Source organism: Caballeronia sp. LZ003, assembly GCF_031451465.1.
Lineage (GTDB): Bacteria > Pseudomonadota > Gammaproteobacteria > Burkholderiales > Burkholderiaceae > Caballeronia.
On sequence record NZ_JARUXJ010000002.1, the window covers coordinates 153,062 to 175,387 of the forward strand.

Genomic DNA, 22,326 nt, shown 5'->3' on the forward strand with positions numbered 1-22,326 from the left:
GCGTCTGTGTCTCACAACCACCTTCTTCAAAGTTCATACGATAGGTTGGATTTTACGCAATGTTACAAAAAGCGTGTGAGAATTCGAACGTTTTCGGGCAAAAAGTAACGAACGCATGGCGTTGCCGTATGGAAGAGGAAAATAGTGCGACTCTGCTGCAGTGCTTTATAGGAGTATTTGCCCATTTTTCGTTGTTTTGCGCGAGAGTGAACAAATTACCTGTACCCATGTACGAACGTACTATTTCCAATTTTTGCGTTATACCAGCGTATTTTTGGTGGGCGCAGCGCGACTAGAAAACGCTCCGAAGCGCCGCGCCCCGACAATCAACCTGCGACCTGGAAGAACGACACCGCATCCACGAGCTTGCGCCCCTGCTGATCGAGCGATTGCGAAGCCGCCGCCGATTCTTCCACGAGCGCCGCGTTCTGTTGTGTCACCTGGTCCATCTGCGCAATCGCCTGGCTCAATTGTTCGATGCCCCGGCTTTGTTCGCTCGATGCCGCCGCGATCTCGCCCATGATGCTGCTCACGCGCGAGACGGCCTGCAGCACTTCGGCCATCGTCGTCCCGGCTTCGCCCGCGAGCGAAGAACCCTCCGCGATACGCACGCCCGACGCGCCAATCAACTCCTTGATCTCCTTCGCGGCGGACGACGAACGTTGCGCCAGGTTGCGCACTTCCGAAGCGACCACGGCAAAGCCGCGTCCCTCCTCGCCCGCGCGCGCCGCTTCAACCGCCGCATTCAACGCGAGGATGTTGGTCTGAAACGCGATGCCTTCGATGATCCCGGTGATATCCGCGATCTTCTCCGAGCGCGTGCTGATCTCCGTCATGGTCGCGACCATGCGCCCCACGGCGGCATTGCCCTGCTGCGCCACCGCCGATGCATCCGCCGACAACGCATTCGCCTGTTGCGCGTGCTCGGCGTTCTGCCGCACGGTCGAGGTCAACTCTTCGACGCTCGCCGCCGTCTCTTCCAGCGATGCCGCTTGTTGTTCGGTACGCGTTGACAGATCGACGTTGCCCGTGGCGATCTGACTCGATCCCGTGGCGATGCCATCGGCGCAAGAGCGGACGTTGCCGATCAGACTGACGAGATTGCCTTGCATCGTGCGCATGGAGGCGAGCACGCTGTGTTGCGGGGCGTTATCCGCGTGCGCGACCGGGCTCAGATCGCCGGAAGCGACGCGCTGCGCGACTTGGCTCAGTGCATCGGGTTCCGCGCCCAAGGCTCGCAAGATGCTGCGCGTGATGATGAACCCCGCGCCCACGGCCAACGAGGCCGCCGCGATGCACGCGGCGATCAGCAGCATGCGCGAGAACGCGTAATCCTCCGCCGACTCTTGCACGAGCTTCGCTTCGCGCTGGCTCGTCAGGTCCAGGTAATCTTGCGTGGCCTTGATGAGCGCGGCGAGCAGCGGACGGCACTCGTCGTTCATCTTCGTAATCGCTGCCTGATGCTGGCCCTTCAGCGCCAGATCGACGATGGCGAGCGCCACCGGTCCGTAAAGCGATTCGACGCGGTCGATCTCCGCAACGCGCGTCTTTACTTCGGCCGAGACATCCGGCGCGCTCGCGACCATTTCCTTGAAGCGGCGCAAATCGCGTTGCACGTCTTCATGCGCCTGAAGGACGGCTGCTTTCTCGAGTTCGAGATCGGCGGGCTTCGTCACGAGCACGAGATTGCGTGCGGCGATCGCGCGCCGGTCCACTGCGGTGCGAATGCTTTCGGCCAGATGCGCGCGCGCGTTGATGCCGTTGACAAAGGACGTAAAGCGCTGGTTCGCTTCGCCGAGCGTCTCGATTGAGAGCGCGGCGACGATCAGCACTGCCGCCGTGAGCAGGCCGAAGCCAATGGAAAGCTTCGTTTTCATGCGCATGGGTTGCAGGTTCATCTCGTTCTTTTCCTTTTTGATGGCAGTGCTGTCGTTGACGCTCGCCGTCTTTTACGCGGCGAGCGCGGGTTCTTTCTTGCATCGCTTACGGCAGCGTCGGGAAAATATGAAGATGAACGAAAGTATGACGATGTTAGCAAACGTTTTACATCGCCCTGTCCAGGATATGTCGCAGGGTGGGTAAGGCTTTCTTCGACGAATGGGATGAATAGAGCCCGGATTTGTCCATGCCTTGGTTAAGATATGGGCTCCTGTCGATGACAGGTCTCCATTCGTCACCGCGATGCTGTTCTCTACCCGGGAGCGACAACGAAAGCCTGCGAAAATAGCGCTCAATGCTCGCTTACTCATATAACCCTTTGCTTGTCGTCTGCTCGCTTCTCGTGGCAATCCTGGCCGCGTACACGGCTTTCGACATGGCAGGGCGTATCGCGCAAGCCAGGGGGTCCGCGGCGCGCTGGTGGCTCATCGGCGGTTCCTGTGCAATGGGACTCGGAATCTGGGCAATGCACTTCGTCGGCATGCTGGCGTTCAGCTTGCCCATCAAGCTGGGCTACGACCCGCTGATTACATTTGCATCGCTTCTAATTGCCGTCGCGGCATCGATGTTCGCGCTCTGGCTCGTCTGTCAGAAGACGCTGCCCGCGTTCAGGATCGTGATCGGGGCGCTATTGATGGGACCGGCTATCGCCGGCATGCACTACACGGGCATGGCCGCCATGCGCATGCGGCCGCCGATCGAATACGACCCATGGCTCACCATTGTATCGGTGGCCATTGCCATCGTCGCCTCGGGCGCTGCGCTCTGGATTGCCTTTCGCTTACGTCAGCAGGCGTCGCGGCTCTTGTTTTTTCGCGGCAGCGCGTCGCTCCTGATGGGCTTTGCCATCGTCGGCATGCACTACACCGGAATGGCGGCCGCGCGCTTTCCCACGGGCGCGATATGCGGTGCCGCTAAGGAAGGCGCGGATACCGGATGGCTGGCGGTCGTGGTGATCGTCGTGACACTCTCGGTGCTGGCCATCGCGCTGATCATCTCCGTTCTGGACTTGCGGCTCGAATCGCGCACCGCCGTGCTCGCGGCGTCGCTCGCGGAGGCGAACAAGGAACTTGCCTATCTGGCGCTTCACGACAGCCTTACCGAGTTGCCGAATCGCGTCTTGCTCGAAGACAGACTGGAACAACTGGTGCATGGCGCGCGCGATGCAAAGCGCCGCTTCACGTTGATGTTCATGGACCTCGATGGCTTCAAGGCGGTCAACGACGCGTTCGGACATCATGTCGGCGACCTGTTGCTGATCGAAGTGTCGAAGCGCATCCGCGCCAACGTCAGGTCACACGACACCATTGCGCGGGTCGGCGGCGACGAGTTCGTGCTGCTCTCGAACGTCGACGACGCAACCGTGGCCGCGCAAATCGCCGCGAGCTTGACCGAGACCATTGAGAAGCCGTTTCGCATGGAAGGCGAGGAAGTGCAGATTTCCGTGAGCGTGGGCATTGCGATCTTTCCCGACGACGGTGCGACTCAAGAAGAGCTTCTGAGCAATGCCGATACCGCCATGTATCACGCGAAAGCCCTTGGCCGCAGCGGTTTTTGTTTCTTCGAACCGTCGATGCATGCGGACTCTTACGAGCAGATGCAACTTGCGCACGAGCTTCGCGTGGCGTTGACGCGCGGTGAGCTCGCCTTGCACTATCAACCCAAATTCAAGGCGCCAAATGGTCCGGCGGTGGGCGCGGAAGCGCTATTGCGCTGGAACCATCCCGTGCACGGACTGATGGCGCCCAACCGCTTCATTCCGATGGCGGAGAAGACAGGGTTGATCGTTCCTATCGGCGAATGGGTGCTGAGCGAAGGCTGCCGGCAATTGAAGGCGTGGCACGATCGCGGTCATAGCGAGTGGACCATCGCGATCAATCTTTCGCCATTGCAGTTCGTTCACTCGGGTCTCGTACGAGCGGTTCGCGGCGCGCTTCGTCGCAATGGCCTGCCAGCGGAATCGCTGATTCTGGAGATCACTGAATCGACGGCCATGCGCGATGTCGAAGTGAGCCTCAAGGTCTTGCAACGACTGCGGGAAGAAGGCGTGCAGATCTCTATCGATGATTTCGGCACCGGCTACTCCAGTCTGCTTTATCTCAAGCGCTTGCCCGCCAACGAACTCAAGATCGATCGTGGCTTCGTGCGTGAACTTGCTCACGGTACGGAAGACGCGGCGATTGTTTCGGCCATCGTGGCGCTCGGACAAACGCTCAATCTCAGGATCGTGGCGGAAGGCGTCGAAACCACTGCACAGCAGGCTTTTCTCACGCAACTGGGATGCGACATTCTCCAAGGGTTTTTGCTCGGCAAGCCAATGACGGCCAATGCGTTTATCGCTTCCGTCGCCGATGTCGCATCGACAGGACGCCATTGAAACTTCGCCAGTAACTTTTTCCGCCCATCACGTTAGCTAGCCAACAGAACGCCGACGAGGGTCGATCCGTTACACGTTGCACGGTGCTACTCTCCCGTCATAGTTACCGTAGCGCTGGACCATACGGTCATTCCAAAAGACAAATCCGAGTCGGGGACCGCACATGTTGCGAACGGTGGTCGATCGTGTCAGGCGCTTTCGGCGCAGTGAAGGCTTCAAGCATTCTCTCGCCGCTCCAGTGCGTTTGTCGCTGCATGCGCGACAGCGGCTGAATCGCAATGTGTTCGCTATCGAGATCAGGGAAAACTCCGGCTTTTTTTCCGTGATGCAGATGGTGCTCTTCATCCTCAAGCATTGCGAAGAGAAACGGCTGACACCGCAAATCTCGGCACGCGGCGGTCTCTATGGCGACCCGGAAGGCAAAATAGACTGGTTCTCGGCGCTCTTTGAAAGCGTGCGGGCATCCGGCGATGTGAAGTTGCCGCGCAGAGTGCGAACCTCTACCGTGCGCGATCTCGTGCAACTCGGCTTGCGGCAACGTCATGAAGCGGGTCTGCGGTTGCAAAGTTCGAGCGACTTGTTTCGCTCGCATTACCGGCCGGTTGCAGCCCTTCGCGATGAAGTCGATGCAACCTGCGCCAAACTCGATATCGGCCAATCGACACTCGGTGTTCACTACCGAGGCACGGATAAGAAGTTCGAAGCGATGACCTTGCCCTGGGCCGACTTCTGCCGGCTGGTCGAGCAGACCCTCGCGCTCAATCCGCTTCTGACAAACATCTTCGTTTCGAGCGATGAGCAGGCGTTCATCGACTTCTTCCGCGCGTGGCCGTTCAATCGCTCGGTCAGTGTTGCACCGGCCAAGCTGCTGTCCACAGGCGACATGCCGGTGCACTTCAGCGGTTATCCGGGTTTGGAGATCGGGCGCGAAGCGTTGGTGTCGAGCCTGCTGCTTTCGAAGTGCGGATACCTCGTAAAGATGCCTTCTTACTTGTCGGCATGGTCGAAGATATTCAATCCTGATTTGCCGACTACCTTGGCCGTACCGCCAAAGCCTGACGCGTTCTGGTTTCCCGACAGCCAGATCTGGATCGAACAGGAACAGGTGATGGGCGGCAAGGCGGCGTGAGTCGCGCGCTTGTATTAACGCATGAAGCCTGCTGTCGTGACTCTGACTCAACGGGTGTTGATTTCTTTGCGTTGGAATGCCAACGCGTCATTCGCTACGCTTGAATCGATGCCGGGCGCATGACCCGGCAGCCGACCAGCGGCGAATCGACATCCATGAGACATGACCTTTCCATCGTGCTGTTGCACGCCACGCCCGTTGCCATCGCGCCGATACACGACGCGTTCCTGCGCGACTGGCCAGAAGCCAGGCTCACCAATCTTCTCGACGACGGTCTGACCTCGGCCAGAGGCGACAGCAAAGAGCTGCCCGACTCATTGCAGACACGCTTCGTGAATCTTGCGCGATACGGGTACGAAAGCGGCGCGGATGCGGTCCTCGCGACGTGTTCGGCCTTCGGTCCCGCCATCGATGCCGCGGACGCGGCGCTTCCCATACCTGTTTGCAAGCCGAACACCGCCATGTTCGCCGATGCGCTTGCAGAAGGCAGAAACATCGCGATGATCGCAACGTTCGCGCCGGCCCTGCCGACCATGGTGGCGGAGTTCTTCGAGGAAGCATCGAACATGAACCCGCAAGCTACGCTGGCCACCTTCGTGGTCGACGATGCAATCGACAAGCTGCGTGCGGGCGACCGCGACACGCACAACCGTATCGTTGCAGAAAAGGCCGCGAGCCTGCATGGCTACGACGCGATCATGCTGGCCCATTTCTCAACCGCTCAGGCACTCGATGCCGTGACTTCAGTCGCGAGTTGTCCGGTATTTTCCGCACCGCGCAGCGCGGTTGCCGATCTCAAGAAGCGCCTGCATTTGTCGCGCTGAAGTCTTTTACCGTCATGGATTCAACGATGCCTACTCCATCGCTCGCGCCAGCCGTTTCGATGATGAGCACGCTCGCGGTCAAGAGCGCGCTCGTCGATGTCGTCATTCCAGCGTTCGAACGAAGTAGCGGCATCCGCGTGCAAGCTATGTTCGATCCAACCAACGTGCTGCAAGAGCGCGTGTCTGCCGGTGAAAGAGCGGACATGCTGATTGCGACTCGCGCCTATGTGAAGCGTCTCGCCGATGAAAACGTACTGGATGTACCGACGGTGCGCGGGTTGGTCAGAACCGGCGTGGGTGTGGCGGCATCTGTGCGGGACGTGCCTCGGTCGATAAGAAGCGTTGAAGACTTGCGCGAGGTCCTGTTGAACGCGCGATCGGTCGCATATTCGAAGACCGGCGCAAGCGGCGTTTATTTCGCCACCTTGATCGAAGAGATGGGCATCGCGGAGCAGGTCAATCAGCGCGCGACCATCATCGAGAAGGGCTTTACGGGCGAATGCATCGTGCGTGGCGAGGCGGACGTCGCCATTCAACAGATGAGCGAACTGGCCATGGTGGCGGGCATCGAGATCATCGGCCCGCTTCCGGAAGAGATTCAGTTCCATACCGACTTTTATGTCGGGATGTTTTCGGGTCGCGCACAATCGGAAGATGCATGTGCCTTGCTGCAATCCCTTTTCTCCGATAAAGCGCGCCACGCGTACGAGCGGCTTGGGCTAACGATTCTTTGAGGAGACGATATTCATGCAGCGCGCAGACGACAAGCAAATGCCCAGTCAACTCATCACGCCCGTTACGGTGTTCGGCAATCTCGCATTCGTGAGCGGCCAGCTTCCGCGCGAGCACGGAGCGATCAAATACAGCGGCAAGGTCGGCGCGGACTTATCGGCTGAAGACGCACGAGAAGCGGCAGCGTTATGTGCAAAAGCATGTCTCGATGCACTCGCGCACGCGCTCCGCGGACATGAGCGCATTGCGCAGATCGTGAAGATTACGGGATTCGTCGCATCGGCGGCGGATTTCACCGGACAGGGCGCGGTGATCGATGGCGCGTCCCGCCTATTGATCGAAACGCTCGGAGAACGCGGCAAGCATGCACGAAGCGCGATCGGCGTGCAGCAGCTTCCGCATGGCGCGGCAGTGGAAGTCGAAATGATCGTGGGGTTGAAATGACTGCACGGTCTTCGCGCGTACGCTTCGCGGCTAATCTCAAATGGCTCTTTACCGAGTTGCCATTTCTTGAGCGATTCGAAGCCGCTGCGTTGCATGGCTTCGCGGCAGTCGAATACGCATCGCCATATGGCTACGATGCCACCGAGCTTCGCAACGTGTTGAGCCAGTGGAGCTTGAAACAAGTGTTGATCAACACGCCGGCGGGCGAAAGAGGGGCCGTAGGCTCCAACGGCTTTGGCTGTATTCCGGGCTATGTCGATGTTTTTCGCGAAGGTGTCGATCTCGCGTTGGACTACGCTAACGCGCTGGAGTGCAGCCTGATTCACTTGATGGCGGGACGAGTGCCGGACGGCTGCTCGCCAGCCGAGGCCGAAGCCGTCTTTCGTTCGAATCTCGCGTGGGCCGCAAAGCGCGCGGAAGGGCAGAACGTAACCTTTGTGCTCGAATGTCTGAACCAGCAAGACGTGCCGGGTTACTTCCTCAAGAGTCTTGCTCAGGCGAGCGCGTACGTCCGCGACATCCCGCAAGGCAACGTCAAACTGCTCTTCGATTTTTATCACGCGGCAATGAGCGGCATGGACGTACTGGATGCGTTCGCCATGCATCGTCGTGACGTGGCGCACATTCAGGTCGCCGACGTACCAGGACGAAACGAACCGGGCACGGGCGACATGTCATGGCCCGCGATTGCACGAGCGATAGCCGATAGCGGCTATTCAGGCTGGATAGGATGCGAGTACCGTCCGCGTGGAACGACTGCCGCCGGACTCGATTGGCGTCAAGCCCTTACGCAAGCCGCAGGCTTGAGCAAGCACTCAGAACATCGTTCTTAGATTGGCCAACTCGAATTCAGCTCGAAGCCATTTTTCAAACACGGCCGCTTCGGCCGAATTGCGCAGACTCGACGAGCGCAGCAGATAGTAAGAGATATTTTCGACGTGGAACTTCGGGTCGGAGAATGGCTCGATCAACCGGCCATCGCGTAACTCTTCTTCCGCGAGGATCTCGCTTTCCAGCACCACGCCCAAGCCCTTTACCGCAGCTTCGATTGCCATGGCGGAGCGGTCGAGCCACAAGTCGTGCGCGGGCTTGACGACGAGGTTGCCTATGCGCCGAAAATAATCGACCCAGTTCAGCGGATTATTGGAGTGGATGAGCGTGGCCTTAGCCAGATCCTTCGGGCTTTTCAGGCCGAGTTCCTCCGCGAGTTGCGGACTGCAAAGCGGCCTGAGCCGTTCGATGAGCAATGGCTCGGCAAGCTTCAATCCCGGCGTTTGAGGCCCATGCGCAATTGCTATGTCGTAGCGGTTGGCATCGAGTTCATGTGTGTGAAGCGTCGCAAGTCGAACGCGAAACAGCGGGTTCGCTTTCAGGAAGTTTTGCAGACGCGGTTGCAGCCACTTCACCGAGAAGCTATTGGGCACGGCAATCGACAGATGACCGCCCCACGATTGCGGCGCGATAAGACTCGTCGCAGTGGCGATCATGCCGAATGCTTTTTCCAGTTCGCGCGCATAGGTTCGGCCCGCGACGGTCAGCACCGCGCGCCCGGCATGTCGCTGAAAGAGCGGAACGCCGAGAAAGTCTTCGAGTTGCTGAATGTGATGACTCACCGCCGACGTGGTAATGCCGATCTCTTCCGCGCCTTGCGTGAAGCTGCCGTGCCGAGCGGCCGCTTCGAACGCGATCAGCGACTTGAGCGGCGGAAAGCGCACACGGCGCGTGTCCGGAACGGCTTCGGCTTCATCGCTTTCCTTCTTTCTCGAACCGGCCGTCATCTATGCCCCCGTGTCCCGATGACGGCAAGGATAAAGCATCGCAGGGCGGAAGACATTCGCAGCATCGATATCGATCAGCCGAGACATGTCTCGAAGAAGCGTTTGAGTTCCGCTGCCAGCGCTTGCGGCTGCTCTTCGGGAATGTAATGCCCGCAGTCTTGGATCACACCGCCGCTCAGGTCTTCGCAGAGCGGCTTCATCAGTTCATGGATGGTGGGCGCGCTGCCCACATCGCCTCCAAGCGCGAGCACGGGCTTTTTGATCTTGCTGGCAAAGAGCTTCTGGTTCTGCTTCATGTCCTCTTCGACGGCCCGATAATAGCCGAGCATGCCGCGCAGGCCGCCGAGCGACGCATACGCCTTGACGTATTCGTCGATGTCGGCAAGCTCGAACGTGGCCATTGCGTTGGCGGTCTTCTTGTTGAAGAACCATTCGATCAGCACGCGCTCCTTGCCTGCAATGAGCGCTTCAGGCAAGTCGTCCACCGCGTTGAACAAGAAGTGCCAGCTCTTCCAGTTCGAAGGCGCGGTGACCGATACTTCGGGCTTGAGCGTGATGCCGGGGATGTTGCCATCGATGAACACGATGCCGTCGAGCTCGGCCTCATAGCGATGCGCGTACGGATAAGCAATCCACGATCCGATGTCATGGCCCACATAGAAGTGACGCTCGACACCCAGCGACCGCAAGAGACCATTGATGCGCGCGGCGGCGGTCTCGGTGTCGTAGCCGGTGGTGGGCTTGTCCGAGTAACCTTGACCGGGCAAATCGATGGCGATGGTGCGGTAGGAATCGGCCAGAAGCGGTTGCACGCGACGCCACGCATAAGCGGTCTGCGGGAAGCCCGCCACGAGCACGACCGTCGGGCCGACGCCACCATCCACCATATGAAAGCGGATGTCTCCGCTTCGCACGAAGCGCCTGGTGAAGGACTTGCCGCCAAGGTCTATCACGCCTGACATGTCGGTTCTCTTTCTGAGTGAAGGTGCGTGTTGTGCATTGTATCGGGCCAAAAAGCCGGCTTCACGATGCACCCACGGAGCGCGCGAGCTGACGCGCCTGCCGGGGATAGTTGTCGTCGACAAACTGCGCGCTGATCAGCCCGGCTTCGAGGTCGGCTGCAATGTCATCGAGCGATCTGCAATCCGGGTTGCCGTATCCGCCGCCGCCCGCGTCGCGAATCTCCACGATACCGCCGTCTGGAATGAGCACGCGCGCCTTGGGATCGGTCTCGACATCGTCCACGAAGATGAGCCGATGCGCGCCGGCGCCCGCGCCTGCAAATCCTTTCGCGGCTATCTTGGTCCGCGACGCCATGAACGATGCCTCGATGGGATGACCCGTGTCGTTCCTGATCGCGAAGATCTGACCGTTGCCGCCTTGAAACTCGCCGGGCCCGCCCGAGTCTCTGAGTATCTCTTTCTTGAGGAAGGTGCAGCAAATCTGCTGCTCCCAGAATTCAACCGAGCCGCCGATGATGTTGGCCGGTGCGGGCAAGGCAGGGCGGCCATCGTAACCTGCTAGCGCGCCGTATCCGCCCGCCGAAAAATAGATCGACGAATAGTGCTTTCCCGCGCGCGTCTGGCCGCGAAGATTCATCTGGAACACCATCCCCGAGTCGGCTTGAACGTCGTCGGGGAAGGCCTCGGCCAGCGCATTGAAAATGAGCGGTCCGACGAAATGGCCGAAGACATGCCGCGCACCGGTCGGGTTCGGCCTGAGCGCATTGAGAATGCAGTTGTCGGGCGCCGCTATGGTGACGAAATCGAGTATGGCCTGATTGTTGGGAATGCTGGGCGCGACGAGCACTTTCGTGCAGAAGTAGCAGAACGCGCGTGTATAGCAGATCGGCACGTTGACGCCGCGATTCACCACCGGGTCCGTTCCGTCGAAGTCGTACGCGAAGCCGGAGTCGCTCAACGTGACGGTGACGGAGAGCGAGATGTCGGGGAAGTCCTTTCCGCCCTCGACGGGTATGGTCGCCGCATAACTTCCCTTGGGCATGAGTTCGAGCTTCGCGTTGATCGACTTGCGCGTGAGCGCGAAGATCGCATCGGCGGCGTCGATGGTGTTGGACAGCTTGTGCTCCACGAGAATCTTGACGAGCCCTTGCGCGCCGACGTTGCATGCCGCGACATTGCAATAGATGTCGCCCAACACGTAATCGACCGTGCGAACATTGTTTCTGATGAAGTCGAACACGAAGCGATTCTCCACGCCCGCTTCGAAGAGTTTCACGGGCGGAAGCGAGAAGCCTTCCTCGTAGACGTCCTTCGCGACCGAACCCATTCCCACGCCGCCAACATCGGCAAGATGCGAAACGGTCAGGCAGTATCCGGCAATGCGTCCTTCGAAGAACACGGGTTTCACGACGTTGATATCGAACGTATGACCCGTGCCGATCCAGGGATCGTTGGTCACGATGATATCGCCGTCGCGCAGAGCGGCCGCGTCGAACACGTCGAGGATATGAGCAAGCGTGCTTGGGCCGGTTCCCGTGAACGACGGCACACTCGTCGCGCCTTGCGCAATCAGCTTGCCGCGTGCGTCGAAAATCATGCACGAGAAGTCGCCGCTTGCCCGCACCATCGTCGAGAAAGCGGTGCGTTCCATGGCCGAAACCATTTCGTCCGCAACCGAGACGAAACGGGACCAGATGATGCCGGCATCGACCGGGTCCATCTTGACTGTAGCATTCACGACTTGAGCTCCGCGATGAGATCCAGCGTCGATGCAATCCGTGCTTCGGCAAACGCTGGAACGTAGATGGTGGTGTCGTTCTCTTCGATCAGCGCGGGGCCGGAGCGTTTCCAGCCAACCGGCAAGGCGTATCGGTTGAAGACGGGGACTTCGGTCCAGACTTCCGTTGCGCCGTCGCTGATGTAGCAGGACCTGGGTCCCTTCTCCATTCTTGCTGAAGGCGTGAGCGCGTCGTAGCTGAAGTCGCGCACGGACTTGAGATGCTCGGGCAAGGAGACTTCGACCACCCACGTGCTGATCTCGATACCGTAGTCCGGAAAGTTCAGGCCGAAGATGTCCTTGTAGGCATCGAGGAATCTGGCGCGAATGTTTGCCGCATTCAGATAACGCCCTTCATCGGATATCTCGACGGTCACTTCCGAATCTTGTCCTTCGTAGCGCATGCCGAGTTTCACGATGGTCCGCGCGCCGCCATCGACGAGCTGGCTTGCGTATGGCTCGGCCTGCACGAGTCGAGCGACTTCTTGCGCGATGACGTCATCGGTGACATCGGCGAGACTCATCCTTCTCGTTTGCTGCAGGATGATCCCTTCGCTGCTCGCGAACTGGCCCATGGCGGAAGCCACGCCCGCGGCGAACGGAAAGATGACGCGCCGGATGGACAGAAGCTGCGCAATAGGCAACGCATGCACGGGCGACGAACCGCCGGTGCAGACCAGCGTGGCGCGCCGGTAGTCGACACCGAGTTCCGCTGCATGCACGCGAAACGCGCGTGCCACGTTTTCGTTGATGGTGCGATGAATGCCGATAGCCGCGCGCTCCACCGAGATGTCCAGCGGTTCCGCGATGTTCTGCTGAATCGCACGCTTGGCTTCAACCCGGGTGGCGTCGATGCCGCTATTGCGAAAGTTCGCCTCACCGAGAAAGCCGAGGAAGAGATTTGCATCGGTGACGGTCGCGGCTTGTCCGCCGCGCGCATAGCATGCCGGGCCGGGAACGGCGCCCGCACTCTTCGGTCCGACGGAGATGGCGCCGCGTTCGTCGATCTCGGCGATGCTGCCACCGCCCGCGCCAATCTCGATCAAGTCGAGCGCGGGAATGATGAGCGGAAAGCCGCTGCCGGCTTCGAATGCGCCTTCGCGCGCCACTTCGAGGCCCGCTTGCACATCGACCTTGCCGGCGATGAGGAACGCGCCCTTGGCGGTCGTGCCGCCCATGTCGTAGGCGAGCACGGTATCGTCCACGGCACCGCTGTCTTGCGGCTCCAGCGCATTACGTGCGGCGATCTCTCTCGCGGCGAGAACGCCTGCCGCGGGACCGGACTCGATCAAACGGACGGGCGCTCTGACGCAGTGACCGATGGGCAGCGGCAGCCCGGACGACGTCATCATCAAAAGGCGGCCATTGAAGCCCGCGTCGGCGGCTCTCGTCTCCAGGCGCTTCACGTACTGACTCAGCAACGGCTTGGTGAACGCATTCACGGCGCATGTCATCCAGCGCTCGTACTCGCCCGAACGCGGGGCCACGGCGCTGGATGTGGAAATGACGGCATTGGGGAAGGCTTCTGCAAGCCAGCTTTCCACCAACTGCTCGTTGGCGGGGTTTTGAAAGGCATGCAGAAAACAGATGGCGAAGTTCGTCACGCCCGTTTCCTCGACGAGACGGCGCACGTCCGCGATGAGTTCAGCTTGGTCGGGTTGCCGCACGAGATCACCCGTGTAGGCAATGCGTTCACGTACCGATACCTTCAACCGGTGTTTGGTCAGCGGTTTCGGAAAAGCCAGCCTCAAGTTCGATACGTTGTAACGATGCTCACGGCCGGTTTCAAGCGTCGTGCCGAAGCCTTCGGTATGCAGCAAAATGAAGTCGTGCCCCTTGCGTTCGATGACGGCGTTGGTGATGACCGTCGTCGCATGCAGGAAGACATCGCAATCCGCGAGGTCCAGTTCCGCATCGCGGCGTAAGTGCTCGAAGCCGGAAAATATCGCTTCTTCCGAGCGTTCGGGCGTGCTCAGGACCTTCGCGGTCGTGACACTTTTCTTCTTGCTGTCCAGCAATACGAAGTCGGTGAACGTTCCACCGATATCGACTGAGATGGCAAACCTAGACGTCATCATATTTTCCATTTATCAGCGAGATACGACAGCGCATGCTCACTTCAAGCCGAGTTGTTCCGGCAACCAGAGCGCGATCTGCGGAAACACGATCAATGCAATGCCGAACAGAATGAGCAGCACGAGATAGGGCAGCGTGGCCTTGGTGATAACGGAGAGCTTCTCTCCCGTGATGCCTTGAATCACGAAGAGATTGAAGCCTATAGGCGGGTGAACCTGAACGATCTCCACCGCGATCACCAGAAAGATGCCGAACCAGATGGCGTTGAATCCGGCTGCGAGAACCATCGGCAGAACAATAGGCAACGTAATGACGATGATCGAAAAGCCTTCGAGAAACGAGCCGAGCAGGATATAGCCGATGAACAGCACGAACAGCAGCGCAACCGGCGACAGGTGCAGTTCCTGCACGAACGTGGCGGCCGCCTGTCCCACGCCGAGAAACGCGGACGCACTGCCGAGAATGGATGCGCCGAGAATGATCAGCGCGATCATGGAACAGGTCTTTACCGCGCCAAGGCCGACTTCCTTCAGCTTTGCAACGCTCAGGTCCTTTTGAAAGCCCGCGATGGCAAGCGCGCCGACCACACCGGCCGCAGCCGCTTCCGATGGCGTGACGAGCCCGCCGTACATGCTGCCGAGAACCGCGCCGATCAATAGCGCGACCGGCGCAAGATGTTTGAGCGATGCAAAGCGCTCGCGCCAGGGCATGGTCGCGAAACTTTCTTCCTCGGGAATCAGGCTCTTGTTCCAGGTGGTGTGAATCATGATCCACGCCATGAAGCACGATGCGAGAAGAATGGCCGGTATCAGTCCTGCGGCGAAGAGCTTGAGTACGGAAACCTGCGCCAGCACGCCATACACGATCATGATGTTCGATGGCGGCACGAGAAAGCCCAACGTACCCGCCCCTGCCAGACTGCCCATGGATATCCGCTTGTCGTAGTTGCGGCGATTGAGCTCCGCAAGCGTGACGCGGCCCACGATCTGCGTCGTCGCCGCCGACGAGCCAGAGATGGCGGCGAAGATCGAGCATCCGATGACATTCGAATGCAAGAGCTTTCCAGGCAGCAAGCTCGCCCACGGCGCAAGTCCCTTGAAGAGCGACGTCGAGATGCGCGTTCGAAACAGAATCTCGCCCATGACGATGAAAAGCGGCAAGGCCAGCAGCTCCTGCGTCGTCATCACGTTCCATGCGTACTGAGCGATCAGCCGGTCGACCGGAATGGACCTGAAAATGAAGAGCGCGAGCGACCCGGTAATGGCAAGCGTCAATCCAACCCATATGCCGATGGACAGGCCGCCGAACAGCAGCACGGCCATTGTCGTGAGTATCGTTCCCATGTGTCTCAGCCTTCAATGAATCAGGTTCTTGTCTTCGACAGGCTCGTCCAGAAACAACTGGCCGAGGCGGGCGAGTAACTGCAGCGCAAGCAGCATCGCGCCGAACGCGACGAATGCCTTGGGTATCCACAAGGGCGTGCTGCTGGCAAGCGAGCGTTCGTCGGTGAGAAACGCCTGATACGAGAAGTGCGTCATGGCGACCGAGAAGAACGCCGCGAACGCGAAGCCCGCCGCCGCCGATACGCATTCGAGGCCCTTGACGACGCGAGGCGATGCGTTCGACAACAGCACCCTGACGCGGATATGGCCGCCTGCGCGAAGCGTGAGCGCGGCGCCGAACGTGAAGGTCACGGCCATCAGATACGAGCTGTATTCCCATGCGATGGGTATGTCCTTGGGCAACCAGCTCACCACGGTCGACAGCGTCCGCACGACGATGCCGGCAATCATCAAGAGGCATAGCAGGCAGAGGCAGAGGGCGCCGAGCCAGCCATCCAGACGGGCGAGCATATCGATGGAGAACAACGCCTTCTGCACGAACGCACGTCCCTTCGAACTCTCGACATGCGCGCTTGTGTCGATGTTTTCCATGGGCATTGACTCCGCTGTGACCGTGGTTTTCGAAGAACGGATGCGGCTCACTGCTTGCCGACCGCGGTCAGATAGCTTTTGAGGAGTGGCTTGGCGGCGGGCACCGCGTCCTCGATGGCGGTCCAGCTCGGCTTTCCCTTGGCTGCCATGGCGTCGCGCACGGCCGCGGGCGGCGTGTAGATCTCCATGCCCTTCGCCTTGAGGGTCTCGAAGTTCTTGCTGTCTTCCGCTTTTGCCGCGTCCCAGAACACGGGTTCGAGTCGTGCGACGACCTCTTCGATAGCCTTCTGGTTTTTCGCACTGAGCTTGTTCCAGGCGTCGAGATTGACCGACACGCCTTCGAAGTTCGATTGCCAGTTGACGACGTTGCACGCCTTTTGGAAGTCCCAGAACTGGCCATCCACGGCAGACGATGTCGATGTCGACACGCTATTGATGACGCCCGTCGACAGCGCGGGCACGACTTCACCCCAGGGAATCTGCGCCGGCGATGCGCCAAGGCTGCGGAAGAAGTCGCTGCCGTTGCGGTCGGTCGTGCGGATCTTCATGGTCCTGAAGGTGTCCGAGTTCGACAGTTCGACTTTGGAAAAGACGTTCTGGCCGGGCCAGGGAATGGTGAGCAGCAGCTTCTGATTGAACTTCTTGAATTCGGCGTCGTAGTAGGGCTTCGAGACGGAGCGGAAGGTCTTCATCTCATCGAAACCGGATACGAGATACGGTACCGACGATGCCCCGAGAATCGGCGATATGCCGACTTGCTGCGCGAACTGAAACGACCCGATGGGCACGAGTCCATCGCGAATCACGCTCAACATTTCCGGGCCCTTGAAACCGAGTTGCCCGCCCGCGTGAATGTTGATCTTCACTTCGTTGTTGGTGGCGGCGGCCACTTCAGCCGCGAACTTCTCGTCCAGTTTCGTCTGGTAATTGCCCGGCGCATTCGCGGTGGCGAAATCCCAATCGACGGCAAACGCAGGAGTTTGCAGCGTGAATGCGGCGCTCAGCGCGAAGAAAGCACCTAGTCTTTTCAGTCCGTTCATTTGAACCCTCTGCGAAGTGAATGCGGTCGCGGCGTGGGTAGCCGCGTGTTCTCAATCCGCGTTCAGATTAGATTCGCAGGGGGAGGGCTGCCAGTTCAAAAAAAAAATGACATGTTGAATGAAATTCAACGGGGACTTGCGGCTTCCTTGGCTACGACATTTAGACGTTCCCGATGATCGCCACGCGCTGTCCCGCCTTCACGGGCGTGCCAGGCGCCACGTGAACATCGGCGACGATGCCCGCGCAGGGCGCGCACACGGCGATCTCCATCTTCATCGATTCGATCACGAACATCACGTCGCCTGCCGCAATGCGCTCGCCCGCCTTCACGTGCACCTGCCAGAGATTGCCCGCGATCTCGCTGTCCACCGCGGTCTGACCGTCTTCGAGCGGCACGGTCTCGCATTCGGTTACAACCGGAGGCTCGAAGCTCTCCTGTGCTTGTCCCGCTTCACGCCAACGCTCGCGTTCCGCTTGAAACGCGGCTTGCTGACGGGCGCGGAATGCATCGATACCAGCCGCCTCGCGTGTCAGAAACGCCTCGTAGTCGGAGAGAGACAGCTCTGTCTCCTCGATCTTGAGCGGATAACGTCCAAGCGGAAAATGCTCGCGAATATGCAGCAGTTCATCGGCCGGGACTTCGTAGAAGCGGATCTGATCGAAGAAGCGCAAGAGATACGGACGGCCCGCGAAATCGGCAATCGCGCGATAACGGTTCCACATCTGCAACGTGCGCCCGACGAACTGATAGCCGCCCGGACCTTCCATGCCATAGACGCAAAGATACGCGCCGCCGATGCCAACGGAGTTCTCCGCGGTCCACGTACGCGCCGGGTTGTACTTGGTCGTCACCAGCCGATGGCGCGGATCGAGCGGCGTTGCAACTGGCGCGCCGAGATAGACATCGCCCAAGCCCATCACGAGATAGCTTGCGTCGAAGACGATGCGCTTGACGTCATCGATCGATTCGAGGTCGTTGATACGCCGGATGAACTCGAGATTGCTCGGGCACCATGGCGCATCCGGCCGCACGGTGGTCATGTACTTGTCGATGGCCAGGCGGCAAGCGGGATCGTCCCATGACAAAGGCAAATGCACGATGCGCGAAGGCGCGCGCAAGTCCTTTTGCAACAACACGCGTTGCCACGTCTGCGCGACCGTATCGAGCAACGTTGCAAGCGGCAGGCGCTCAGGCTGATAGTGAACCTGCAGCGAGCGGATGCCGGGCGTTAGATCGATCACGCCGGGCAACTCGAGCGCTTCGAGCGATTGCATCAGCGCATGGCCACGAAAGCGCAGGACGAGGTCCAGTTCCGCGGGGCCGAGTTCGAGCAGCAGGTGCGTATCGCCCGACACACGCGCAACCAGCCGGTCGTGATTCGCGCCGATGTCCAGCACGATGGGCGATGTCAACGCGCGTCTTTCATCAGCGCTTGCAGGCAGTGCTTCAAGCGGCTCAAGCGTCTTCAATTCGACGAGACGCGCCCGTGCCGCCGCGCGCGCCTCATCGATCCGCACAGGCACGAAACGCACCTTGTCGCCCGCCTTCAACTGCCCGATCTGCCACAGGTCCGCTTCGATGATCGTCACGGGACACACGAAGCCGCCGAGGCTCGGGCCATCGGGACCCAAAATCACAGGCATGTCGCCAGTGAAATCGATCGCGCCGACCGCATACGGATTGTCGTGAATGTTCGACGGATGCAGTCCCGCTTCGCCCCCGTCCTCGCGCGTCCATTCGGGTTTCGGTCCGATCAGGCGCACGCCGGTACGGCTCGAATTGAAGTGAATTTCCCATTCGGTGTCGAGAAAGGTCTCGATGTATTGCGGACTGAAGTACTCCGGCGCACCGTGCGGACCATAGATCACGCGCAGTGTGCGAACCGGGTCGAGCGTGGGCGTGAACGAAAGGCGCACGCCATGTGCGCGATCGATCGAGGGATGCAGATGCAGTACATCGCCCGCGCGCAACGCACGTCCGCCGTGGCCGCCGAACTGACCCAGCGTGAACGTGCTGCGGCTGCCGAGGTACTGCGCGACATCGAAGCCGCCACGCACGCACAAATAGGCGCGTGCGCCCGCTCCACGAATGGCACCAAGTGCGAGTGTCGCGCCTGACGGAATGAAGAGCGTCGTGTGCATCGGCTGCTCGATGCCATCGACGGTCACGCTCAACGCCGCGCCCGTGATGGCGATCACCGCGTCCGTATTGAAGCGCAACGTGGGACCGCTCATCGTGATTTCGAGCGCGGACGCATCCGGCGAATTGTCGAGAAGCCGGTTCCCAAGGCGTAACGCTCGATCATCCATTGGGCCCGAGGGCGGAATGCCGACCGCCCAAAACCCGAGTCTGCCGGGAAAGTCCTGAACCGTGGTCTGCGTGCCGCCGCTCACGATCTCGACGGTGCTCGCGCGATACTTGAGCCCTTTGAGACAACGCGTCCACGGCTCGCCCGAAGCGAACGGCGTGTCGTCGATGATCTGCCGCAGATACACGCGATTGGTCTCCACGCCGTAGATGCGCGTGGCGTCGAGTGCTTCGGCGAGCGCGTGGCGCGCGGCTTCGCGTGTCGGTTTCCACGCGATCAGCTTCGCGAGCATCGGATCGAAATAGGGCGGCACTTCGCAGCCGGCTTCGATCCATGTGTCGATGCGCAGCGCGCTACCATCCGCTTCGGGAAACGCGACCTCGGTCAGCAAGCCAGGACTCGGCTTGAAATCGCGGCCAGGATCTTCGGCGTAGAGCCGCGCCTGAATAGCGTGACCAACCGGCTTCAACGCGGCGCCGAGTTCGTCGAGCGACGCAAGCGTGCCTGCCGCGAGTTCGATCATCCACTGAACGAGATCGACGCCCCAGACTTGCTCGGTCACGCCGTGTTCGACCTGCAGCCGCGTGTTCACTTCGAGAAAATAAAACTGCGCGGCACCGCTGTCGTATACGAATTCGACCGTCCCCGCCGAACGATAAGCCACCGCTCTGGCAAGCCGCAACGCCGCTTCGCACAATGCCTCTGCCATGCCATCGGGCAACGAAGGCGCGGGCGTTTCTTCGAGCACTTTCTGGTTACGCCGCTGCACCGAGCAATCGCGTACACCGAGTGCAAGCGCGTTGCCGCGGCCATCGCCGAAAATCTGCACTTCGAGATGCCGCGCGCGTTCGATGTACTTCTCGATGAACACGCCCGCATCGCTGAAGTTGTTTTGCCCGAGGCGCTTCACCACGTCGAACTGCGCGGCGAGTTCATCGGCATTCCAGCACACGCGCATGCCGATACCGCCGCCGCCCGCCGTGCTTTTCAACATCACCGGATAGCCAATGCGCCCAGCCGCCTGCAACGCGGCTTCGGCGTCTTCGAGAAGGCCGGTGCCTTCGAGCATCGGCACGCCTTGCTCGGCCGCAATGGCGCGAGCCGTATGCTTGAGCCCGAAGGCGCGCAATTGCGCGGGCGTCGGTCCTATGAACGCGATACCGGCTGCTTCGCACGCCTCCCCGAATAGCGCGTTTTCCGAGAGAAAGCCGTAGCCGGGATGGATGGCCTGCACGTTTTCGCGGCGCGCGATCTCGAGGATCTTCGCGACATCCAGATACGTGGATGAAGCCGCGCCCTGACCGAGCGAATGCGCGATGGGCGCTTCGCTGACGTGGCGGCTCGCGAGATCGGCTTCGCTATAGACCGCGACGCCTGCTATATCGAGCGAACGCAAGGTACGAAGGATGCGGCACGCAATGGCACCGCGATTGGCAATCAGGACTTTGTCGAACATGACAGGGGCGGATGCGTCGGCGGGTCGTCCCGTCGATTGAAAGATGCACGCCGGGGTCGTCCCCGGCAGCGTCCTCAGACTTTCGTTCGATGAGACTTTAGCGAGTCGCACGAACAGGCGCCGAGTCGTCCCGCGCGAATCATCATCACGAGATAGAACCATTCACGCAGGCGGTTCATTCGCATCATTCCCATATCAGTAACTCCGCGGGTGTCGGGTTGTAGGCGTTGCAGGGGTTGTTCAACTGCGGGCAATTGGAGATGAGCACGATGACGTTCATCTCCGCGCGCAGTTCGACGTATTTGCCGGGCGCGGAGATGCCGTCTTCGAACGTGAGTCCGCCATCGGCTGTCACCGGCACGTTCATGAAGAAGTTGATGTTCGGACTCAGGTCGCGTTTGGAAAGCCGTCCGTCGTGCGCGCAGGCGCGTAGGAAGTTGTCGCGGCAGCTATGCATGTAGCGCTTTTCGAGCGCATAACGAACGGTATTGCTCTCCTGAGCGCATGCGCCGCCAAGCGTGTCGTGACGGCCGCATGTATCGGCAACGATGGTCAGCATCGGGTTGCCGAGGTTCGAATACAGCACGGTTCCCGTCGTCAGATAGAGGCTCTTCTGGCGGCGCAGGGTGCGTTGCGGATCGAAACGTTCGCGCGGGTTGTCGAGGCTGTAGAAGAGCGTATCGACAGCCTGATTGCCTTCCATATCGCGAATGCGCAGCGTCTGTCCGGCCTTCAGTTCCTTGAGCCACGGCTCGCCGGCGCCGAGCGTCTCGCGGTGGATCGCATCTTCTGCACGGCGGTCGCTGGCGGTGAGGTAGGTCGTCATGTTTGTCGGTCTCCGCTCAAAGATAAAAGCGCTCGGTGTTGATGAAGCCACGCACGTTTTCCTCGCACGAAGTGCGGCAGAGTTCAGCCACTTCTCGATCCGCATTTGCCAACGAGAGCTTCACGGGTTGCGGCGCATAGTTCGCGTTCGGATTGAGCGGATGCTGAATTGCGGTGAGCACGACGAGCGTGTTCATCGGCGCATAGAGCTCGACGTAATCGCCGGGCTTCGAATTGCCGCTGACGAAGGTAAGCGCCCCCTGGTCCGTCACGTCGACGCGGCTGAAGAGATTCAGCGTCATCAAGAGATCGGAGAGGCCGAGATTCCATTTGCCCATCTCGACAAGCAGGTTGTCCACACCATTGCGATAAAAGCCGTTACGCAGTTCCTGATAGCGTCCCGCGCCATACTTCTCATGCACTTCCCCGGCATTCGATACCCCGCCGATGCTGTCGTGCCACCCGCATGTATCCGCGACGATGGCGGCAAGCACGCGGCCCATGTCGGAGTAGAGGCAATGGCCCGCGCTTAGTTTGGCCGTGTGCTGGCACTTGAGCGTATCGGGTAAATTCAAGCGTTCGCTTTTTTCGGCGGCGTTGAACATCATGATGCTGACATTCGCGCCGCCATCCATATCGGTCAGGCGCAACGACTGTCCCCGCTTGACGATCAGCGACGCATGTCCGCCGCCCGGAACGGTTTCTTCGAGTAGCGAGTCCATCT

Annotated in this window: 17 protein-coding genes; 6 read left to right on the plus strand and 11 right to left on the minus strand. The window is 60.1% G+C overall.

The window, feature by feature from the left end; genetic code table 11:
• Positions 1-326: 326 nt before the first annotated feature.
• Positions 327-1,898 carry a methyl-accepting chemotaxis protein gene (locus QCE79_RS15360; protein WP_250511085.1) on the minus strand — a complete coding sequence of 524 codons (1,572 nt, stop codon included), beginning with the start codon at positions 1,896-1,898 and terminating at the stop codon, positions 327-329.
• A 335-nt stretch (positions 1,899-2,233) separates the two neighbouring features.
• Between QCE79_RS15360 and QCE79_RS15365 the strand changes: the two genes are divergently transcribed.
• From QCE79_RS15365 to QCE79_RS15390, 6 genes are all read left to right on the plus strand, one after another.
• A complete protein-coding gene (locus QCE79_RS15365) occupies positions 2,234-4,315 on the plus strand; it encodes an EAL domain-containing protein (protein ID WP_309845630.1) in 2,082 nt (693 codons plus the stop codon).
• 163 nt (positions 4,316-4,478) lie between these two features.
• The gene (locus QCE79_RS15370) at positions 4,479-5,444 is read left to right on the plus strand and encodes a hypothetical protein (protein WP_309845633.1); all 966 of its coding nucleotides are present in this window, start codon (positions 4,479-4,481) and stop codon (positions 5,442-5,444) included.
• A gap of 155 nt (positions 5,445-5,599) precedes the next feature.
• Positions 5,600-6,268, plus strand: coding sequence for an aspartate/glutamate racemase family protein (locus QCE79_RS15375; RefSeq protein WP_250511088.1), 669 nt, complete (start codon positions 5,600-5,602; stop codon positions 6,266-6,268).
• Between the two features lie 26 nt (positions 6,269-6,294).
• Positions 6,295-7,002, plus strand: a complete 708-nt coding sequence (locus QCE79_RS15380; RefSeq protein WP_309845637.1) for a substrate-binding domain-containing protein — start codon at positions 6,295-6,297, stop codon at positions 7,000-7,002.
• A 13-nt stretch (positions 7,003-7,015) separates the two neighbouring features.
• Positions 7,016-7,444 carry a RidA family protein gene (locus tag QCE79_RS15385; protein WP_244830674.1) on the plus strand — a complete coding sequence of 143 codons (429 nt, stop codon included), beginning with the start codon at positions 7,016-7,018 and terminating at the stop codon, positions 7,442-7,444.
• The gene (locus tag QCE79_RS15390; RefSeq protein WP_309845641.1) at positions 7,441-8,277 is read left to right on the plus strand and encodes a TIM barrel protein; all 837 of its coding nucleotides are present in this window, start codon (positions 7,441-7,443) and stop codon (positions 8,275-8,277) included. Before QCE79_RS15385 ends, QCE79_RS15390 begins: the two co-directional genes overlap by 4 nt.
• Here the strand turns inward: QCE79_RS15390 and QCE79_RS15395 are convergent.
• From QCE79_RS15395 to QCE79_RS15440, 10 genes are all read right to left on the minus strand, one after another.
• Positions 8,260-9,222, minus strand: a complete 963-nt coding sequence (locus QCE79_RS15395; protein ID WP_309845644.1) for a LysR substrate-binding domain-containing protein — start codon at positions 9,220-9,222, stop codon at positions 8,260-8,262. The two genes, QCE79_RS15390 and QCE79_RS15395, sit on opposite strands and share 18 nt — an antisense overlap.
• A gap of 74 nt (positions 9,223-9,296) precedes the next feature.
• Positions 9,297-10,184 carry an alpha/beta fold hydrolase gene (locus QCE79_RS15400; protein WP_250494616.1) on the minus strand — a complete coding sequence of 296 codons (888 nt, stop codon included), beginning with the start codon at positions 10,182-10,184 and terminating at the stop codon, positions 9,297-9,299.
• 61 nt (positions 10,185-10,245) lie between these two features.
• On the minus strand, positions 10,246-11,922 hold the full coding sequence (locus QCE79_RS15405; RefSeq protein WP_309845646.1) for a hydantoinase B/oxoprolinase family protein: 1,677 nt from the start codon (positions 11,920-11,922) through the stop codon (positions 10,246-10,248).
• Entirely contained in the window at positions 11,919-14,039 is a 2,121-nt protein-coding gene (locus tag QCE79_RS15410) for a hydantoinase/oxoprolinase family protein (protein WP_309845648.1), read from the minus strand. The genes QCE79_RS15405 and QCE79_RS15410 overlap by 4 nt, the downstream gene beginning before the upstream one ends.
• A 36-nt stretch (positions 14,040-14,075) precedes the next feature.
• Complete coding sequence (locus QCE79_RS15415; RefSeq protein WP_250469440.1) at positions 14,076-15,380, minus strand: TRAP transporter large permease; 1,305 nt, start codon at positions 15,378-15,380, stop codon at positions 14,076-14,078.
• Positions 15,381-15,392: 12 nt separating this feature from the next.
• Positions 15,393-15,971 carry a TRAP transporter small permease subunit gene (locus QCE79_RS15420; protein WP_250469441.1) on the minus strand — a complete coding sequence of 193 codons (579 nt, stop codon included), beginning with the start codon at positions 15,969-15,971 and terminating at the stop codon, positions 15,393-15,395.
• Between the two features lie 47 nt (positions 15,972-16,018).
• Positions 16,019-17,011: a TRAP transporter substrate-binding protein gene (locus tag QCE79_RS15425; RefSeq protein WP_309845652.1), complete on the minus strand. Its 993-nt coding sequence runs from the start codon at positions 17,009-17,011 to the stop codon at positions 16,019-16,021.
• A 160-nt stretch (positions 17,012-17,171) separates the two neighbouring features.
• Entirely contained in the window at positions 17,172-20,777 is a 3,606-nt protein-coding gene (gene uca / locus QCE79_RS15430; RefSeq protein ID WP_309845654.1) for an urea carboxylase, read from the minus strand.
• A 184-nt stretch (positions 20,778-20,961) separates the two neighbouring features.
• The gene (locus tag QCE79_RS15435) at positions 20,962-21,603 is read right to left on the minus strand and encodes an urea amidolyase associated protein UAAP2 (RefSeq protein ID WP_244830645.1); all 642 of its coding nucleotides are present in this window, start codon (positions 21,601-21,603) and stop codon (positions 20,962-20,964) included.
• Positions 21,604-21,619: 16 nt separating this feature from the next.
• Complete coding sequence (locus QCE79_RS15440; protein WP_309845657.1) at positions 21,620-22,324, minus strand: urea amidolyase associated protein UAAP1; 705 nt, start codon at positions 22,322-22,324, stop codon at positions 21,620-21,622.
• Positions 22,325-22,326 lie beyond the last annotated feature (2 nt).